Below are 18,738 nucleotides of genomic sequence, written 5' to 3'. Positions count from 1 at the left end.
GCCGCAAACTGCCGGTCGCCACCGATTCGCCAACGCCCCGGCAAGCAGACCGCCGGTCGGCGTGGTTTTTTACGCGAAGTGGCAGTGGACCGTGTGCGTCGCCGAAAGCGCCTGCGCTGAGGGGTATTCCTCGCGGCAGCGCGGCGCCGCCAGCGGGCAGCGCGGGTGGAAGTGACAGCCGCGCGGCGGCTGTGCCGGCGACGGAGTTTCGCCCGGCAAGTGCGCCGCCGCCCGACCAGCCTCCAGGCGCGGTTGCGGCACCGCCGCGAGCAGCGCCCGGGTGTAGGGATGGCGCGGTGCGCGCAGGATCTCGTCGGCCTGTCCGGCCTCGACGATGCGCCCGAGGTACATCACCGCGATGTCGTGCGCGAGATACTCGACCACCGCGAAATTGTGCGTGATGAACAGGTAGGCGACGCCCAGTTCGGCCTGCAGCGCCTTGAGCAGGTTGAGAATCTGCGCCTGCACCGATACGTCAAGGGCCGAGGTCGGCTCGTCGCAGACCAGCACCTGCGGCTGCACCGCCAGCGCCCGAGCAATCGCGATCCGCTGCCGCTGGCCGCCGGAAAATTCGTGCGGATAACGCCCGGCAGCAGCGGCCGGCAAGCCGACCTGCTGCAACAAGGCGGCAACCGCTGCTACCCGCTGTTCCGCCCGCGCCTGATCCCCCACGCCACCGCCCTCGCCGCCCAGCGCCAGCATCCCCTCGGCAATGATTTCACCAACACGCAGGCGTGGGTTGAGCGAAGCGAACGGATCCTGGAACACCATCTGTAGCTGCCGCCGCGCCGAGCGCAGCGCACGGCCGCCAAGGCCGACCAGTTCCAGGTCGCCGAGCCGCACCGAACCGGCCGTCGGCGGCTGCAGTTGCAGCAGCGCCTTGCCGACGGTGGTCTTGCCGCAACCGGACTCGCCGACCAGCGCCAGCGTGCGCCCTGGAGAAATCGCCAAGGAAACGCCGTCGACCGCGTAAACCTGGCCGACGGTACGCTGCAGCAAGCCCTTGCGAATCGGGAAATGCACTTTCAGGTCGCGCACCGTCAGGCATGGCGCCTGCCCGACGGGCGCTGTTTCGCTGCTTGCCGGAGGCGTCGGGGGCTGCGCCGCCGCCCCCTGCCAGTGGCAACGGACGCGGTGCCCCGGCGCAACCTCGCGCCATTCCGGCGCCTGCTCGCGGCAACGCGGCATCGCCTGCGGGCAACGCTCGGCAAAGCGGCAGCCCGGCGGCATCGCGTCGAGCCCCGGCACCTGTCCGGGAATCGTCTGTAGAGGCCGGCCGCGCCGCCCGGCGTCGGGCAAGGCGGCGAACAAGGCCTGGCTGTAGGGATGGCGCGGGGCGGTGAAGAAATCAGCGCGGGGCGCGACTTCAACCAACTCGCCGGCGTACATCACGCCGATCCGCTGCGCCATCCGCGCGACCACGCCGAGGTCATGGGTAATCAGTAGCATCGCCATGCCACGGTCGACCTGCACTTGAGCCAATAAATCGAGAATCTGCGCCTGCACGGTGACGTCGAGCGCGGTCGTCGGTTCGTCGGCGATCAGCACCTGCGGCTCGCCGGCCAGCGCCATCGCGATCATCACCCGCTGTTTCATGCCGCCCGAAAGCTGGAAGGGATACTCGTCGAGCCGCCGCTCGGGGTCGGCGATCCCGACCTGGCGCAGCAGTTCGCGCATCCGCTCGCGCAAACATTCACGCAACTGCGCACGTCCAGCGCCAGCCAGATCGGGATGCCGCGCCAGCACCTCGCCGATCTGCTCGCCGACGGTCAGCACCGGATTGAGGCTGGTTGCCGGCTCCTGAAAAATCATTGCCAGCTGCCGCCCGCGCAGTTCGCGCATCGCAGTCTCCGGCGCGCTCAACAACTCCTCGCCAGCCAGCCGCACGGAACCGCCGAGTACCCGCCCGGCCGCCGGCAAGAGGCGCAACAAGGCCTGCGCGGTGACCGACTTGCCACAGCCCGACTCGCCGAGCAGGGCGAAGGTTTCGCCAGCCGCCAGCGCGAACGAGACCGACTCGACCGCGACCTGTAGCGTACTGCCGGCGGCAAAGCCGAGACGCAGATCGGAGACTTCGAGCAGCACCGGCGCCTTCATCATTGCATCCTCGGATCGAAGGCGTCGCGCACCGCGTCAGCGAACAGGTTGGCCGCCAGCACCAGCACGAACATGGTTGCAAAGGCTGCCGCCAGCGACCACCAGACCACCGGCTCGCGGCCCAGCTCAAGACGGGCGTTGTTGATCATCGTGCCGAAGCTGGTCATCGTCGGATCGACGCCGATCCCGACGTAGGAGAGCACCGCCTCGGCCAGCACCAGCCCGGAAAAATCCATCACCAGCGCGATCACCACAATGTGCATCAGGTTGGGCAGGATGTGGCGGCCGATGATCCGCGCGTGCGAGACGCCGAAAGCCTGCGCCGCCTGGATGTATTCAAGTTCGCGCAGCTTCAGCGTCTCGCCGCGCAACAGCCTGCACAGGCCGGTCCACGAGGTGATGCCAAGGATGAAGCAGAGCGCCAGCAGTCGCAGGTCGGCCCGCTCGGCTGCCGTCGAGAACCACTGCGGATGGGTGTCGATCACGACCTGCATCATCAGCACGGCAGCAGCGATCAGCAGCACGCCGGGAATCGAATTGAGCACGGTATAGAGATACTGGATCAGGTCGTCCACCCAACCCCGGAAATAGCCGGCGGCGATCCCCAGCAGCACCGCCAGCGGCAGCATCACCAAGGTCGTCACCAGGCCGATGATCAGGCCGGTGCGGATACTCTTGAGCACTTGGTAAAGCACGTCCTGGCCGACCTTATCGGTGCCGAAGACGTGGTAATCGCCGGCCAGCGCGAACAAGGGGGGCAGCAGCAAGGCGAGCAGGAGCAGCACGGCCAGCACCGCGTCCCAGGCCAGGCCGCCGCCCGCCGCGCCCCCTGCCCCGCCGGCAGCGCCACGCAACAAGGCCCAGGCACCGGGAAGCTCCGATTTTTGCCCGGGTTCACGGTCGACCGTGAAAACTTGCGATTTTGCTTTCACCTCCGGCGCCAGCACCATTTGCTGCCAGGACTCTGAGGTGGTGCCCCAGTCCGCCGCGCACCGCCGCAAGCCGCTCAGCAGCGCCAGCGTCAGCAAGGCCCAGCCGAGAAAGCCAAGGGCGGCGTAGCGGAAGGCGGTGAATCCGACATCGGCGGCAAGCTCGGTCTCGTTCTCGCCGAGGTGCGCGCCGCCGTGCTTCAGCCGCGGCTGCTCACGGACGGTGCCGACGCCGGCGACTTCGCGGGTTTCCTTGGCCAGCAGCCGGGTCGCAAACGGCGCCGAATAGGTTTTTTCATTGCGTGTGCGCAAGGGCGCAGCCAGCGCGTCGAGCAGCGACAGCACCTCGACCGCGTATTGCGCCGAGGCCTTGCTACCACCCGCCGGCTCGGTAGCGGCCGGCAAGCGCAGCCGATAGTGCAGCGAATCGAGCAGGCCGACCAGCGCGAAACAAAGCAGCACAGTCGCCGCCGCCATCCCCGAGCGCCTGGCCCCGACCCGTCGCCAGGCGCTGCGCAGTGGCGGGCTGCGCCGGACCAGCAGGGCAAAGCCGAGCGCCGAGGCAAAAAGCAGCCAGACCAGCAGGTCGGACCAGAGGACGACGATCTGGAAGGGCATCATGAGAATCGAATCCGTGGATCGACCAGGGTGTAGGACAGATCGGTGAGGATCAGGCCGACGATGTAGAGCAGCGAACCGATGAAGACCATCGCCCGCACCACGGCGAAATCCTGCGCGTTGATCGCGTCGATGGTATAGCTGCCCAAGCCGGGGATGCCGAAGAAGGATTCGCTCAACAGCGAGCCCATGAACAGCAGCGGGATCACCACCACCACGCCGGTCAGGATCGGGATCAGCGCGTTCTTGAGGATGTGCCGCGAGAAGACCACGGTTTCGCTCAAGCCTTTGGCGCGGGCGGTACGCACGTAATCCTTGCCCACCTCCTCAAGGAAGATGCTGCGGTACCAGCGGGCCGACGAACCGATCCCGGAGACCACCCCGATCGCCACCGGCAGGATCAGGAAGCGCCAGGCATCGAGGCCCTCGCCGTAGCCCGAGATCGGCACCAGTTTCCAGATCTTGGCGACCAAGTACTGGCCGCCGATGATGTAGAACAGCCCGGAAATCGACATCAGCGCGACACAGAGCACGACGCCCCAGAAGTCGAGCGCGCTGGCGCGGAAGAAAGCCAGGGTCAGCGCCACCGCGATGGCAACGAAGAGGCCGAGAACGAAAGTCGGCAGCGCAATCGCCAACGACGGGCCCATCCGCTGCCCGATCTCGCGGGCGATATCGCGGCCATCCTCGGCGCGGCCGAAGTCGCCGACGAACATGCAAGCCGATTTCTCGAAGAAGATGGTTTCGCTAAGCACTCCGGTGCCGCTGGCCGCCGGATTGACGAACAAGGGCTTGTCGTAGCCGCGCTCGGCTTTCCAGCGCGCCATCGCCTCGGGCGTCACCCGTTTGACCCCGAGCTGCATCCGCGCCATGTCATCCGGCGTATTGACGACGAAAAACAGCGCGAAGGTAATCAGGTTCACCCCGATCAGGATCGGGATCGCATAGAGCAAGCGGCGGACGATGTAGGCAAGCATGGACGCAGGTCAGGCCAGGCCGGGCGGCTGGGCAGGGATCAATCGTCGGCGCTGCCGGCAGGCAGCGAAAACGCCTCGCCGGTAGCAAAGAAATGACCGCCGGCACGGTAATGAATGGTGTGCCGGTCAGCGTCGGGGAAATTCCAGCGTCCGTCGGCGAACACCGCCGGATCGGCCCAGGCGGCCACCACTTCGCCAATGAACAGATCGTAGGCCTGCTGATTGTGTGCCTCGGGAATCACCCTGCACTCCAGCCAGCCGACGCAACCGGCAAGCAACGGCGCCGCCACCGCACGCCCCGGCTCGGCCGCCAGGCCGCAATGGCCCAGCTTATCGTCACCGGCAGGCAAGTCGCGTCCGCTCAAGGAGCCGGCAGCCAATACCTGCGCGGCAATTGCCCGGCAGGGAAGATTGAGGACGAATTCGCCGCTGGCCTCGATCAGTTCGCGGCTCAGGGTGGCCTTGTCGATCACCACCGCGACCTTGGCCGGATTGAAATCGAGCGGCATTGCCCACGCTGCCGCCATCACATTGCGGCGACCGCCGGCAGCACTGGAAACCAGCGTGACCGGGCCGTGGTTGAGCAGCAGATAGGACTTGGCGAGTTCGACGGGAGCAAGCGGTAGCGCAGACATCGGAATTGATCGTGGACAGCAGTCAGCAGACCGCCATTCTGCCATGCCGACCGCCTGACCGGCACAACACACGCTCAAGCGACCGCGACCACACCTTTGGCACGCAAGAAATCGGCGTAGTCGGCATCGGCGCCGAGCAGATGCTCGAACAACCAGATCGTGGCAAACAGGTTGAGCTTGAGCGAGAGCCGCCGGGTTCGCTGATTGAGCAGATCGCTACGCATGCTGTCGAGTTGCTGCTCGATCTCGCGGTGAGCCCGGCAATGCTCGGCCAGCCGGGGATAAGCATGGGCCTGCAGCAGCTTTTCCTCGCAGGCAAAATGCTGGTGGGTGTAGGCGACCAGTTCATTCAGTGCGGTGATGGCCGCCTCGATCCCCTGTGGGTCAAGCTGGTGACCGGCCGCCGCACGACGAAACCGTTCGATGATGGCGATCCAGTGCGCGTGCTGTGCGTCGATTTCTGGTATCCCGATACTGAAGCGCCGATCCAAATCAGCCATGCCGTCCTCCCCAACACGCGGTCGATGTTGCTCCGACCGGCAAACTTCGCTTCGGTTCGCGCCCTCAATCGCGGAAAAGGAATTCCTCAAGGGCGGCCGCCACGGCCTCCGGCTGGTCGTGCTGCAGATTGTGGCCGGAATTGGCAATCTCAACAATGCGCAATTTGGCATAGGCAGCCAGCCGCCGCTGCTTCTCGGCAGGCTCCCGGCCAAAGCGCATCTGGACAAAACCGGCATCAGCAATCACCTGCAGCACCGGGGCCTCAATCTTGCGCCAGGCGGCCAGCGCATCGTCGATCCGGTACAGCGTCGGCGCCGCGATCTTGTGCCAGGGATCGCACGCCATCGTCACTCCGCCCTCGGCCGTCGGGCAACTGACGTGGGCCGCAAGAAAATCGGCCCGCTCGCTACTCAGGCGGGGATTGGCGGCGCGCAGCTGGCGCGCCAGCGCGGCACAGTCCGGGTAGTGGCGCAGGCGCGGACGGCGGCCGATTTCATCCAGCCATTGCCCGAGCTGGGTGGGCGCATCGACCGCCGGATCGGGCTTGAGCCCAAGGAAGTCGAGCATCGCCAGCCGCGCCACCCGCGCCGGGCGCAGCGCCGCGTAGGTCGCCGCGATATTGGCGCCCATGCTATGCCCGACGATCTGCGCCGGCAGCACCGGCGAGTAATGCGCCAGCAGCGCGTCGAGATCGGCGTAATAATCAGGAAACCAGTACGGCCGGCCCAGCCATTCGCTGCCGCCGTAGCCTCGCCAGTCCGGGGCGATCACATGCCAGGACTGGCGCAAGGCATCGACAACGAACTGGAAAGTCGCCGAGGAATCCATCCAGCCATGCAGGAAAAATACCTTGGGCGCAGCCTCCGCCCCCCAGTGGCGAATCTGGTAGCGCAAACCACGAATGGCGATGGTTTCGGTACGGCAGGGCTGGTGCATGGCGAGGCGTGACGGTGAAAAACGGCCGATTTTACGGTCGACCGTGGAATTTGCCGAAAAACCGGCCACCCGCCGGTGCTTGCCGCAAGCGGCGCAGCAGGCCGCCAAGCAAGCCCCAGAAAACGCGGATCGCCAGCCCGGCGAGAAGCAGGAAGAGGGCCAGCAGACCGAGGAAGAGCGCGGGCTTGACCAGCATCGCCCAGAGCCCGCCGAGGACGATGCTGTCTTCGCCGAATGAAGCCAGCCAGTTCGACACCGGCTCAGGCGACAGGTTGATCGCCAGTCGTCCGCCAGCCTTGGCAAAGTGAGTGCCGGCAGTGATCGTACCGCCAAGCAGGCCGGCGGCCAGATTCAAGGCGGCCCCGCTCGCCCCTCCAGTCTCGCCGACCGCCAGCGCCGCGAGCAAAGCCCCGGCCGGAATCCGGATCCAGGTCTGCAGGCTGTCCCAGAAGGAGTCGAACAGCGGCACCTTGTCGGCAATCGTCTCGACCAGGGCAAGAAAGCCGGCGACACCGATCACCAGCGGCTCGCGCAGCACGGCCAGGGCTGGCGGCAGGGTTAAATGCCCGGTTTGCGCCAGCAAGCCGGCCAGAAAAATCACCAGATACAGGCGCAAGCCGCTGGCCCAGGCCAGGCCGGCTGAAAGCGCGATACTGGCAAGCGGATCGAACGCCGGGTCCATGCGGTCACCCCAAGCCTATTTCTTGCCGGCCTTGCGGTCGAGTTCGCGCAGGTGCGCGAGCTTCTCGCCGATCTTGCCCTCCAGCCCGCGCGGCGTCGGCCGGTACCAGCCCGGCTCGGGCAAGCCCTCGGGCAGATAGCTTTCGCCGGCGGCGTAGGCCTCCGGCTCGTCGTGCGCGTAACGGTAGGCCTTGCCGTAACCAAGTTCCTTCATCAGCTTGGTCGGCGCGTTGCGCAAGTGCACCGGGACCGGCCGCGAACCGTCCTGTTTGACAAAGGCGCGAGCCTGGTTGTAGGCGTTGTAACCGGCGTTCGACTTGGCAGCAACGGCCAGGTAGATCACCGCCTGCCCCAGGGCCAGTTCGCCTTCGGGGCTGCCGAGGCGTTCGTAGGTCAGCGCCGCGTCGTTGGCGATCTGCATCGCCCTCGGGTCGGCCAGGCCGATGTCCTCCCAGGCCATGCGGACGATGCGGCGGGCCAGGTAGCGCGGATCGGCGCCGCCGTCGAGCATGCGACTCAGCCAGTAGAGAGCACCGTCCGGGCTGGAGCCACGTACCGACTTGTGCAGAGCCGAAATCTGGTCGTAGAAGGCATCACCGCCCTTGTCGAAGCGGCGCAGGTTCTGCGCCATGGTTTCTTCGATGAAAGCCCCGTCGACCGTAGTCAAGCCGGCGGTATGCGCCGCTGTCCGCACCTGTTCGAGCAGGTTGAGCAAACGCCGGGCATCGCCGTCGGCAAGGCCGACCAGCCGTGCCCGTGCCGCCTCGTCGAACGTCAAACCGGCCAGCGCCCGCTCACAGGCGCGGTCAAAAAGCTGCCCCATCTCGCCCTCGTCAAGCGACTTCAGGACATAGACCGAGGCGCGCGAGAGCAAGGCCGAATTGACTTCAAACGACGGGTTTTCGGTGGTCGCACCGATGAAAGTAAACAGTCCGCTTTCGACGAACGGCAGGAAGCCATCCTGCTGCGCCTTGTTGAAGCGGTGGATTTCATCGACAAAAAGGATGGTGCGCCGTCCCTGTGCCCGCCAGACTTCCGCCTGGGCAACCGCTTCGCGGACTTCCTTGATCCCGGAGAACACGGCCGACAAGGCGATGAATTCGCAGCTGAACTGGGTCGCCATCATCCGCGCCAGCGTGGTTTTTCCGACGCCGGGCGGCCCCCACAGGATCATCGAGTGCGGCTGCCCGGAAGCGAACGCCAGGCGCAAGGGCTTGCCCGGCCCGAGCAGGTGCTGCTGGCCGATCACGTCGTCCGGGGTCTGCGGCCGCAATTGTTCGGCCAGCGGCACCCCGCCTGCTGTTGGAGATGCATCGCCGGCCGCAGTGGCCGCACTGGGAGGAGAGGAAAACAGGTCGCTCAAATCACTGGGTCCAGGCAAAAAACGCCCCCGCACTACGGGGAGCCCGGGCATGGTAGGGGCGGATCGGCAAAAAGGCCAGTCCGGACTGGCGGCAACGCCACCGCCCGGCGCATCCCATCCATTCGGGGGAGCAAAGCAGTTTACAGGCAAGTTGCGTCACCCGGCTGGTGAGGCCCCGATTTGCACTAAACTGGCGCACCAGTTGCCTCTTTTTTGCCGTATCGGCACCGAGGATGTTCTCCATGCGCGCCCAGCCGGAAAATGCCAGCGACCGCCACCTGATTTTCGCGACGCCGACCGCTGCGTTGCCCCCACTGTTTTTTGCCTGATTGCTGTACCTGATGAACCCGCCGCTTCCCGCCTCTTCGCAAAACTTCACCGACAAGCTACTGGTCTGGCTGCTCCCGCCCCTTCTGTTCCTGCTCGGTAGCCTGATCAGCTACGCCCTGCTCGGCAAACTGGCGGAAGCTGGCCTGTTGCCCCATCTGGCACGCAACAGCCGGCTAATGATTGGTGCCGGTGGCGGCTGCCTGCTGGCGCTGCTGGCATTCTGGCTGCTGCGACCGACGCCGGCGCAGCCACCGTCTGCCGGCGCCGAGTTGGTGCCCAGCGTGCTGCCGGCGATCCCGCAGGCAGCGCTGCCCCAATCGCCGCCTCTGACCCCGCCTCGCCCGACCGTCGCTCCGCTGCCGCCACCTGCCGCCAGGGTGACCCCTGAACGCAGTCGACCAGCACCTCCGCCGGCCCGACCCGCCGCTCGCGAACATCTGCCGGCAATTTCCCTGCCCCCGGAATTCGACAAGAAGGGCTCTGCCCTCGCCCAGCAACGCTTCCAGATGCTCGAAGACATTGCCAAGGAACTCGAAGGCGATGTCGTGTTCCCCACCTGCTTCGACCTGATCGTCCGCCTGCGCGAGGTATTGCAAAAGCCGGACTTCACCCTCAATCACGTCAGCAATGTGATCTCGCTGGATCCGCTAGTCTCTTCGAAAGTGTTGCGCCAAGCCAACAGCGCGATCTACGGCGGCAGCAAGGTGCTCGACCTGCGCGGCGCCGTCACCCGCCTTGGGGTCAATGCCGTACGCAGCATCGTGATGGGCATCGCCATGCAGCAGTTCATGCTGTCACGCCATCTGGTCAGTTTTGGCGAAGTGACCCGCCACCTGTGGGAGCATTCGGTGCGCAGCGCCTGCGCTGCCCGGGTCATTGCCCGCCGGCTGACGGCAATCAGTCCCGAAGATGCACAACTGGCCGGCCTGGTGCATGACCTCGGGGCCTTTTACATGATCTATCGCGCCGCCCAGTACGAAGAACTGCGAATTCGCCCGGACACCGTCAAGTACCTGGTTTTCGAGTGGCACGAGAGTATCGGCCAGACCCTGCTTGCTGCACTTGGGATGCCCGAGCACATCGTCACGGCCGTCGGCGATCACGACCAGCCACGCCCACTACCACCGCGCCCACTGTCGCTGGCCGATGTCGTCCATGCCGCCAACCACATCGCAGGTGGCGGCCAGGCGGGAATGCTTGACAAGAACCCCGATTGGAATGCGGCCGACCTCGATGAGGCCTACGCGGAACTGCTTCCCGAAATCGAAGCAGCCACGCAGGAGATGCTGCAAACCCTGTAGCCTCGCTGCCACGGTCAACTGCCGGAAAAGCCGATTTTCGGCGAAAATCGGCTTTTCCGGCCTCCCCTCAGCGCACCATGACGCTCCCTCTGCACAAATACAACGACACCCAGCCTTTCATCACCGAGGACGGCTCTGAAATCCGCGAACTGCTACATCCCAGACACCATGGGAACCGGCAGCAAAGTCTGGCCGAAGCCACGGTGTACTCCGGCCGCCGCACCGCCTTGCACCGCCACCGGAACAGCGAGGAAATCTACCACTTCCTCGCCGGCCAGGGCACGATGACCCTTGGCGAGCAAAGCTTTGCGGTTGGCCCCGGCGATACCGTACTGATCCCCCCCGGAACACCTCACCGCCTGCACAACACCTGGCCGATGGAACTTCGCCTCCTGTGCTGCTGCAGCCCGGCCTACGATCCCGCCGATACCGAGATTCTGGAGGCTGCCGACTGAAACCGGACGGCCATATACAAACCCGGAAAAAAGGCGGAAAATCAAGGCTCTCCATTTTTGACGGGAGCTCATGATGTCAACCACTGCCATCGCGTCCCCCACCCAGGCTCAGGAAGCCTACCGCTCCCAGTTGGCGCAAGCCCGTTCGGAGCGTCAGTTGTCAGGACTCTCGCGCAGCCTTGACGAAGCGGCTCGCATCGGCAAGGTAGTCGGTGCCGACACCAATGCCGCCGTCAGCGCCCGCCAGCGGCTGGAAAGCCCCACTTCGGCACCGGTCGAGTCAACGCGTGTCAGCATCAGCCGCGAGGCCCAGGCCCGATTGCAGGCAGAACAGAACCAGACAGCCTCGAACGCCGCCAGCCAGACACAGACAAACGAACGCCCCCAGCGCCAAAGCTTCCGTTCGCTTGACGAAGCAATTGCCTACGGCACCCGGAAAGCCACCGAGCAGGCAGCCCGCCAGGTGGGCACCGACACCCAGGCCAGCAACGGCAACAGCCGCCCCGCTACTGCCCGCTCCGAACAGCAACAACAGGCCCGCAGCGCAGCGACACTTGAAGCCAGCACGCGCGAAGCCACCGTTCCTGGCCGCAGCAACGAGCAACTTACCCGCGCAACGACCAGTCCGGCAACCGCCAGCGCAGTCCGCAACGCCACCAGCAGCAGCGCCAGCGAAGCCAGCAGCAGTGCCGGTCGCAACGAACGCGTTCAGTTCCGATCGGTCAATGACGCCATTGCCTACGGTGCCACGCGTGCGGCCGAACAGGCCCGCGCAGCCCAGGCACCGGAAAGCGCCGGCCGCAGCAACAACAGCAGCGACAACTTGCGGGTTGGTCAAAGCAATGCGTCCGATACCCGCAACCGCGACCTGCAGATCAACGGCGAAACCCAGCCTTACGCGACTCGCCGCGCGCTGGAACTGTATGCCAGCCAAGGCGGCAAGCAGGCGGCAAGAATCTGACTCCCTGAGTGATTCAGCCCGACAAACAGGCAATAGATTCGCCATGCCTGTCCGGGGGAACTTCGGCTCCCCCTTTTTCTGCTCCCGCTGGGCATTGCAACAATCCAAATTAAACTCAACGGCATATGACATAGGTCATAGCTTTTTTTTCATCACAATCTTACAATTGGCATTATTTTCGCGATAATTGATGCCAATGGCCAACATCAGCCACGCCCAAACCGATATGCAAATCGCCGACTTGCTGGTTGCCTACCTTGAGCAAATTGGTGTCAGTCACGTGTTCGGCGTCCCAGGCGGCGCCATTGAACCACTGTACAACGCCATCGCCCGCAGCCAGAGACGCGGTGGAATTCGTCCAGTAGTTGCCCGCCATGAATCGGGGGCGGCCTTCATGGCCGATGCCTATACCCGCGAGACCGGAAAAATCGGAGTTTGCTGCGCCACTTCCGGCCCCGGCGCCACCAATCTGATCACCGGCGTTGCCTGTGCTTTTGACAACTGCATCCCGATGTTGGTGATCACCGGCCAGCCTTCGCTTCCGTCATTTGGCCGTAGAGCCCTGCAAGAATCTGCCTGCACCGGGGTTAACACCCTTGGCATGTTCCGCCATTGCACCCGTTACGATTCCCTGATCTCGCACCCGGAGCAGTTTGAAACCAAATTGGTCACAGCACTCCAGAGGGCAATGCGAGCCCCTTGCGGACCAGTCCACCTGACCATTCCGCTGGACATCATGAAAATGCCCAGCCCGGTTCCCGCTCCAAGCTACCAATTGATGGACAAATTGCGTGGAGCCTCGCTGATCGACATGGACGCAGTAGACCGGCTCTGTCAACTGTTTGCCACTGCCAGAACCCCCTGCCTGCTGATTGGCGGCTCTTGCAGCGAAGCCATCGGCGACATCCTGGCTTTCGCCCATCGTTTCTCTGTTCCTTACGTAACCACCCCCGACGGCAAGGGGCTGATTGAGCCCAATGACCCACTGTATCGCGGAGTCTTCGGCTTCGCCGGCCATCCGGCGGCCGGTGCCTTGCTGCGCGACCCAAGCGTTGACTTGGTCCTAGCTGTCGGCAGCAGCATGAACGAATGGACCAGCAGCGGCTGGAGCCACTCCCTGCTCAACGACAAGCTGATTCATATCGACGAATCGGCCGAACATCTGGCCCGCTCACCCATGGCCCGCCTGCATGTGCGAGGCCGCCTGCAAAGCATTTTCTCCTGCTTGCTGCGGCAGGCGCCCCAAGCCATCGCACCACGCCCCTCCGATGCAGCCGGCATCCCGACGTGGAAAACCGAAAGCCACCAGGCCGTGTTTTCCGCAACAAGTGCAAATCTGCCAGATCAGATCGGACCGGCCCGACTGATGCATGAACTCGGGAAATGTTTCCCCCCCCACACGCGTTTTCTGGCCGACGCCGGGAATAGCGTCGCTTGGGCGATTCAGCATTTGATGCCCGGTGGTTACGCCGAACCTGACAACCTCGACCAGGTGTCGTCGACAGCCACCACCACACCTTCGGTGCCCGGCGGATGGCTGCGCCTGACCATGGATTTTGCTCCGATGGGCTGGGCCATCGGCGGCGCCATCGGTACCGCCATCGGCAACCCTGAAGTTCCGGTGGTCTGTCTTTCCGGCGATGGCAGCATGCTGATGAACGGCCAGGAAATTTCCGTTGCGGTTGCTGAAAAACTTAACGTTGTCTTTGTGGTGCTCAACGACCAGGCTCTGGGCATGGTCAAGCACGGACAACGCTTGGCCGGCGCCGAACGCATTGCCTACGAACTGCCCCCAACCGATTTTGCTGCCCTCGCCCAGGCTCAGGGGGCGCACGGGATCACCATCCGGACACCGGAAGATATGGCCTCGCTTGACATTCCTGCCATACTCCAGCGTGGTGGCCCCTGCCTGCTCGATGTGTACATCGACCCGGAAGCCGTGCCGCCGATCAATCTGCGAATGCAGATGCTGGGTGGCGCACTTTGAACTGTCGCGGCTCCAGCCATACCAGCCCATGTCTACGCCCCCCCCGCAATTCCACTCCCGAATCTGGCTTGAAGAAGCCTCGCCGGACGATCCGTTCACAGCAGAACGCTGCTATTGCAGCGGCTATGATGTGTACGGCGAGATCATCAAGCATGCCAGCTATATCGAATATCTCTATCTCCTCTTCTGCGGCGAACGACCAGATGCCGCAAGCTGCCGGGCACTAGAGATTCTGGCTCTGGCATTAGCCAACCCCGGACCGCGTAACCCGGCTGTTCATGCCGCGATGTCTGCCGGTGTTGGCGGTTCTCCTGCAGCGGCTGCATTGATCGCCGCATTGGCTGCCGGCGCAGGCGCAGCCGGCGGTAGCCGCGAAATCTACCGTTGCATGGAAGCCTGGGAAGCCCATCCGCAAACACTGACCCCATGGCTAGCCGCACGGCAAGACGGGAGCAAACCAGAACATCCGGCCCGCCGTGAAGTCTGGCCAGATACCGGCTACTGCCCCGGCTTCGCTCCCAATACCCGCAGTTGCCCGTTACCAGTCAGACAAACTCTGGCACTATTGACGGCCTGCCTACCAACACAACGACTAGCTTGGCTGCAGGAGCACAGAGAGAGCGTCGAAGAAGAGATCGGCAGCCCACTCGGCATGACCGGGGTGGCCGCAGCAGCCTTGCTCGATCTGGGGTTTTCGCCCAGCCAGGGAGAAATGCTGACACTCCTGCTGGGTCTTCCCGGTGCGGCAGCCCATGCACTTGAACAACAGGAACAAGGAATTCGCCATTTCCCGTTTTTCGGCATGAACCTGTTGACCGATCCCGAGCCCCCCTCCCGGACACCGGATACCCCATGACCCCCCCCTCCGCACAACCCCCATGGGCCACCCTGAACAGCCACGTTGGGGCCTGCTATCCCGGACAACGAGCCGTATTTCGCGGCCATGACCTGCATCGCGACCTGAGCCGTAGCGACTGGATGGACGTTTTTGTCTTCAGCATTACCGGACGCCGCCACACTCCGGAACAAATCCGTCTGTTACACGCCATCTGGGTTAACACCAGTTATCCGGATGCCCGTTTGTGGAATAACCGGGTCGCCGCGTTGGCCGGTAGCACCCGAAGTTCAGGAAATCTGGCATTGAGTGCTGCATTGGCGACCTCGGAAGCCGCGATTTATGGGCGACAAATTGATATTGCCGTCGCCGACTTTCTGGTCCGCGCGGAGCGTGAACAGGCTCAAGGCATAGCCCTGACCGACATCGTCCGCCAGGAACTGCGCCACAACCGAAGCATTGGCGGCTACGGTCGCCCTGTCGCACGCAGCGCAGCAGATGAGCGCAATGCAGTAGTGATTGGCATCGCCGAGCAACTGGGACTTGCCGGGGGCAAATACTTGCGACTGGCTCATGCCGTTGAAGAAATTCTGTTGCACGGCCGCTGGCGGATGCGAATGAATTATGGTGCAGTAGCCGCAGCATTGGCGTTGGATCAGGGGCTGAACCCGCAAGAGTATTACTTGTACATGTTCAATGCCTTCCTCGCAGGCATGCCTCCATGCTACCTAGAAGCTCTCGAAAGGCCAGCGCAAAGCACTTTCAGCACGCCCTGCTCGGCCTTGAGTTATCATGGGCCGGCCAAACGCAACTGGAGCCTACAAGCAGACCAATACAATACTGACGTAGGTCGGCTGCAGCCAAACCACATTGCGCATACATAAGATAAAAATCCATAAAAACAATAGGAAGGGTCACGAGATGCTCAACAAACGCCTCATGCTGCCAGTCTTGCTGCTCAGCGCAGCCGGACTTCAGGCAAATGCGGAATCACTGAATGATGAAGACGAGCTGACTCAAGCTTACGGCGATACCAGCTTCATTTACATTGCCACCGGCACGCGGCAGCAGGTCAGCAAGGCCCCGGCGGCGGCTACCGTCATCACTGCCGACCAGATTGCCAGCATGGGCGCCCGCACGGTCAGCGAGGCATTGACCGCTGTTCCCGGCATGCACGTTTCCCGCAATCGACTACAAAATCTCTACACCCCGACTTATGGCGTTCGCGGCATCCTCAGCGACACTTCTCCGCATGTCCTGATGTTGATCAACGGTATCCCGCGCACCAGCGTCTACCTTGGCAATCCTGACGAGCAGATGGTTGAACTGCCGGTAGACAACATCGCCCGTATCGAGATCATTCGCGGTCCTGGCTCCGCCGTCTATGGTGCCGATGCCTTTGCCGGCACCATCAACATCGTCACCAAAACTGCGGATGACATCGGCGGCACCCAGGTCGGTATTCGCACCGGCTCTTTCAACAGCAACGACCTCTGGATGCAGCATGGAAAACGCTACGACCAGTTGGAAGTCGCTGGCTACCTGCGAGTCGGCTCGACCGATGGTTCCAAACGCCGGATAGAAAGTGACGCCACTGGGCGTAGCGGCTCGGTCAATCTGCAAAACGAAGCAATCGATGGGCAACTGGACCTTGCATACGACAAATTCCGCTGGCGCGCCGGCTACACCCTTCGCGACAACCAGGGAACCGGCCTCGGCATTGCCGGCGCTCTCGATCCGGTTGGCCGGGTTCGCAGTGAACGTATTTCCAGCGACCTGAGCTGGTCAGATCAGAATCTGGCCCAGGATTTGAGTGTCACCCTGCAAGCCTCGTTCATGCAGTTGGCAAACACCATTGCGACTCCCCTGATGGTTTATCCGGGAGGCGTCATCCCCGGCTTTCCCGATGGTCTGCGCGGAGTTCCAGACAAATGGGAACGTCAGGCCCGTTTTTCTGCCTCTGCGGTGTATAGCGGTCTGAATGATCATCGCATCCGGATGGGCATGGGCCACGACCAGTTGGAAATTTACCGGACCAGAGAAAGCAAGAACTTCACCCAGATTCCGGTGCTGGCGCCCCGCCCGATGTACGAAGCCAGCGGTGCCGACCTCTTCCTCAGCCCCCATAGCCGCACTCTTGACTACGTTTATATTCAGGACGAATGGAGCTTTGCCCGTAGCTGGACCTTGACCGGCGGCATCCGTCGCGACAACTACTCCGATTTTGGCGGCACAACCAACCCACGGCTGGCTCTGGTTTGGGAAACCGCCCACAATCTGACCACCAAGGTCATGTACGGCACGGCCTTCCGTGCCCCTTCCTTCATCGAGCAATACGCCAGCGGCAATCCAGTTGCCCTCGGCAACCCCGCTCTGAAGCCGGAAAAAATCGCCACCCTGGAAGCCGGGGCAATCTGGCGGCCAATGCATACCCTGCAAACCAGCCTGACACTGTTCCGCCATGAAATTTCCGACATCATTGGTCAGTCGGGCAATACCTATCGCAACAGCGGTAAACAGAACGGCAAGGGTGGCGAGTTGGAATTCGTCTGGGATGCCAGCTACCAGCTTCGCCTTTCCGGAAACTATGCCTACCAAAAAAATATCGATGAAACCACCGGTCGTGATGCCGGCTATGCCCCGCATCACCGGATTTACTTGCGAGCCGACTGGCGCGGCCTGCCTGGCTGGCAACTCAGTTCTCAAGTGAACTACGTTGCTGACCGTAGCCGTGCGGCGGGTGACCTTCGCCCGGAAATTCCGGACTACACAACCGTCGACCTGACCCTCCGTTCCGACCGTCCAAAACAAGGGTGGGATGTCTCACTCTCGATTTTCAATCTGTTCGATGCCGACGTCAGGGAACCGAGCAAGACCGGGGCCGGTATACCTTTCGACTACCGCATGCCCGGCCGGACCTTGTGGCTGCAGGGCCGCTACAGCTTATAAGAGCGACGGATGATGAAGAAAATACTGACTCCCATCCTGACCGCCTGTGCGCTGCTCTGCAGCGGTCTGCAGATTTCGAACGCTGCAGCAACGACACGAATCGCCGTGATTTACACTGAAGCCGACGACACGATCCCGGGCAGTTTCTCCGGTGTGCTCGGTGGCATCGACAATCTGCCCGGCGTCGAGATCATCCGCCTGCGTCTGGCCGATCCAAGCGCCGATGTGTCTCGCGTGCTATTAGCCGCGTCCGCCGTCAGTTCGACCCTCCGCATCGCCGCCGCCGGTGGCACCATCGGGCCGATTGCCGTGCTCTATCCCGATATTGGCGAGCCCTATCGCAGCGTTTTCTCGAAAATCATCGAAGGTATCGAAGAAAAAGCCCAGACCAAGGTCAGCAGCTTCGCAGTGGGTGCCAATTTCAACCCCCAATCAATCTCCAGTGAACTCAAACGGCAGGATGTTCGCGTAGTGATTGCCCTGGGACGCAACGGACTGAAAGCAGCCAGTGCGCTTGACCGTGAAATCGGCGTTGTCGCCGGTGGCGTACTCTCGGTGCAGGAAGCGGATGTCCGCAGCGGTGCCATCCTGAGCCTGGCTCCCGATCCGGCACTGCTGTTCGCCCGACTCAAAGTACTATCCCCAAAAACCCAACGCGTACATGTGGTCTACGAGCCTCGGCAAAATGGCTGGCTGCTCAAACTGGCAAAAGAAGCCGCCCGGCAGCACGGGATTGAACTGGTCGCACAGGAAGCTGGCGACCTGAAAGCTGCCGTAACCATTTATCAGAGCATTTTTAACACTGCCGACCCGAAACGCGATGCTCTGTGGCTACCGCAAGACAGCACGACTGTTGAAGAGTCGGTAGTCTTGCCGCTGGTCCTGCAGGAGTCTTGGGCGAAAGGCATGCCAGTATTCTCGAGCAATGTCTCGCATGTCAAAAGAGGCGTACTCTTTGCGCTTTATCCGAACAATGTCGAACTCGGACGCAACTTGGCCTCATCGGCACTCGGACTGGCCAGCGGCGGCAACAGCAAGGGGGTGCAACCCCTGCGCGATGTGCTGACTGCCTTCAACACCCGCACCGCCAGCCATCTGGGTCTGCCTCGCTCGGCTATGCAGCAAAATTTCGACCTGATTTTCCCGGAACAGTAAGTTCATGTACCTCCCCGCCCGACTGCTG

16 protein-coding genes are annotated in these 18,738 nt (G+C 63.1%); 8 read left to right on the top strand and 8 right to left on the bottom strand.

All coding sequences use genetic code 11. The features are described 5' to 3' along the window. Positions 1 to 69 precede the first annotated feature (69 nt). From VX159_RS05350 to VX159_RS05315, 8 genes are all read right to left on the bottom strand, one after another. Positions 70 to 2,100: a dipeptide ABC transporter ATP-binding protein gene (locus VX159_RS05350; protein WP_371324951.1), complete on the bottom strand. Its 2,031-nt coding sequence runs from the start codon at positions 2,098 to 2,100 to the stop codon at positions 70 to 72. Further along, entirely contained in the window at positions 2,097 to 3,644 is a 1,548-nt protein-coding gene (locus tag VX159_RS05345) for an ABC transporter permease (protein ID WP_371325495.1), read from the bottom strand. The genes VX159_RS05350 and VX159_RS05345 overlap by 4 nt, the downstream gene beginning before the upstream one ends. Beyond that, positions 3,644 to 4,621: an ABC transporter permease gene (locus VX159_RS05340; protein WP_371324950.1), complete on the bottom strand. Its 978-nt coding sequence runs from the start codon at positions 4,619 to 4,621 to the stop codon at positions 3,644 to 3,646. Before VX159_RS05340 ends, VX159_RS05345 begins: the two co-directional genes overlap by 1 nt. Positions 4,622 to 4,659: 38 nt before the next feature. Continuing rightward, positions 4,660 to 5,256 carry a flavin reductase family protein gene (locus VX159_RS05335; protein ID WP_371324949.1) on the bottom strand — a complete coding sequence of 199 codons (597 nt, stop codon included), beginning with the start codon at positions 5,254 to 5,256 and terminating at the stop codon, positions 4,660 to 4,662. A gap of 74 nt (positions 5,257 to 5,330) precedes the next feature. Beyond that, the gene (locus tag VX159_RS05330; RefSeq protein ID WP_371324948.1) at positions 5,331 to 5,756 is read right to left on the bottom strand and encodes a bacteriohemerythrin; all 426 of its coding nucleotides are present in this window, start codon (positions 5,754 to 5,756) and stop codon (positions 5,331 to 5,333) included. Between the two features lie 64 nt (positions 5,757 to 5,820). Then, positions 5,821 to 6,693: an alpha/beta fold hydrolase gene (locus VX159_RS05325; protein WP_371324947.1), complete on the bottom strand. Its 873-nt coding sequence runs from the start codon at positions 6,691 to 6,693 to the stop codon at positions 5,821 to 5,823. Positions 6,694 to 6,724: 31 nt separating this feature from the next. Then, complete coding sequence (locus tag VX159_RS05320) at positions 6,725 to 7,375, bottom strand: DUF4126 domain-containing protein (RefSeq protein ID WP_371324946.1); 651 nt, start codon at positions 7,373 to 7,375, stop codon at positions 6,725 to 6,727. Between the two features lie 15 nt (positions 7,376 to 7,390). Further along, entirely contained in the window at positions 7,391 to 8,737 is a 1,347-nt protein-coding gene (locus tag VX159_RS05315; protein WP_371324945.1) for a replication-associated recombination protein A, read from the bottom strand. Between the two features lie 341 nt (positions 8,738 to 9,078). Between VX159_RS05315 and VX159_RS05310 the strand changes: the two genes are divergently transcribed. The 8 genes from VX159_RS05310 (at position 9,079) to VX159_RS05275 (ending at position 18,710) form a co-directional block, all read left to right on the top strand. Continuing rightward, positions 9,079 to 10,368 (top strand): HDOD domain-containing protein, encoded by a 1,290-nt coding sequence (locus tag VX159_RS05310; protein ID WP_371324944.1) that lies wholly within the window; start codon positions 9,079 to 9,081, stop codon positions 10,366 to 10,368. A 77-nt stretch (positions 10,369 to 10,445) separates the two neighbouring features. Next, positions 10,446 to 10,823 (top strand): cupin domain-containing protein, encoded by a 378-nt coding sequence (locus VX159_RS05305; RefSeq protein WP_371324943.1) that lies wholly within the window; start codon positions 10,446 to 10,448, stop codon positions 10,821 to 10,823. A gap of 70 nt (positions 10,824 to 10,893) precedes the next feature. After that, complete coding sequence (locus VX159_RS05300; RefSeq protein WP_371324942.1) at positions 10,894 to 11,784, top strand: hypothetical protein; 891 nt, start codon at positions 10,894 to 10,896, stop codon at positions 11,782 to 11,784. A gap of 190 nt (positions 11,785 to 11,974) precedes the next feature. After that, positions 11,975 to 13,771 carry a thiamine pyrophosphate-binding protein gene (locus VX159_RS05295; RefSeq protein ID WP_371324941.1) on the top strand — a complete coding sequence of 599 codons (1,797 nt, stop codon included), beginning with the start codon at positions 11,975 to 11,977 and terminating at the stop codon, positions 13,769 to 13,771. A 28-nt stretch (positions 13,772 to 13,799) separates the two neighbouring features. After that, positions 13,800 to 14,627: a hypothetical protein gene (locus VX159_RS05290; RefSeq protein WP_371324940.1), complete on the top strand. Its 828-nt coding sequence runs from the start codon at positions 13,800 to 13,802 to the stop codon at positions 14,625 to 14,627. Next, the gene (locus VX159_RS05285) at positions 14,624 to 15,490 is read left to right on the top strand and encodes a hypothetical protein (RefSeq protein WP_371324939.1); all 867 of its coding nucleotides are present in this window, start codon (positions 14,624 to 14,626) and stop codon (positions 15,488 to 15,490) included. Before VX159_RS05290 ends, VX159_RS05285 begins: the two co-directional genes overlap by 4 nt. Further along, a complete protein-coding gene (locus tag VX159_RS05280; RefSeq protein ID WP_371324938.1) occupies positions 15,477 to 17,555 on the top strand; it encodes a TonB-dependent receptor plug domain-containing protein in 2,079 nt (692 codons plus the stop codon). Before VX159_RS05285 ends, VX159_RS05280 begins: the two co-directional genes overlap by 14 nt. A gap of 9 nt (positions 17,556 to 17,564) precedes the next feature. Continuing rightward, on the top strand, positions 17,565 to 18,710 hold the full coding sequence (locus tag VX159_RS05275; RefSeq protein ID WP_371324937.1) for an ABC transporter substrate-binding protein: 1,146 nt from the start codon (positions 17,565 to 17,567) through the stop codon (positions 18,708 to 18,710). Positions 18,711 to 18,738: the final 28 nt, after the last annotated feature.

Origin of the sequence: Dechloromonas sp. ZY10, assembly GCF_041378895.1 — a bacterium.
Classification (GTDB): Bacteria; Pseudomonadota; Gammaproteobacteria; order Burkholderiales; family Rhodocyclaceae; genus Azonexus; species Azonexus aquae.
The sequence above is the reverse complement of the archived record's forward strand: the minus strand, read 5'-3'. Positions and strand labels throughout refer to the sequence as shown.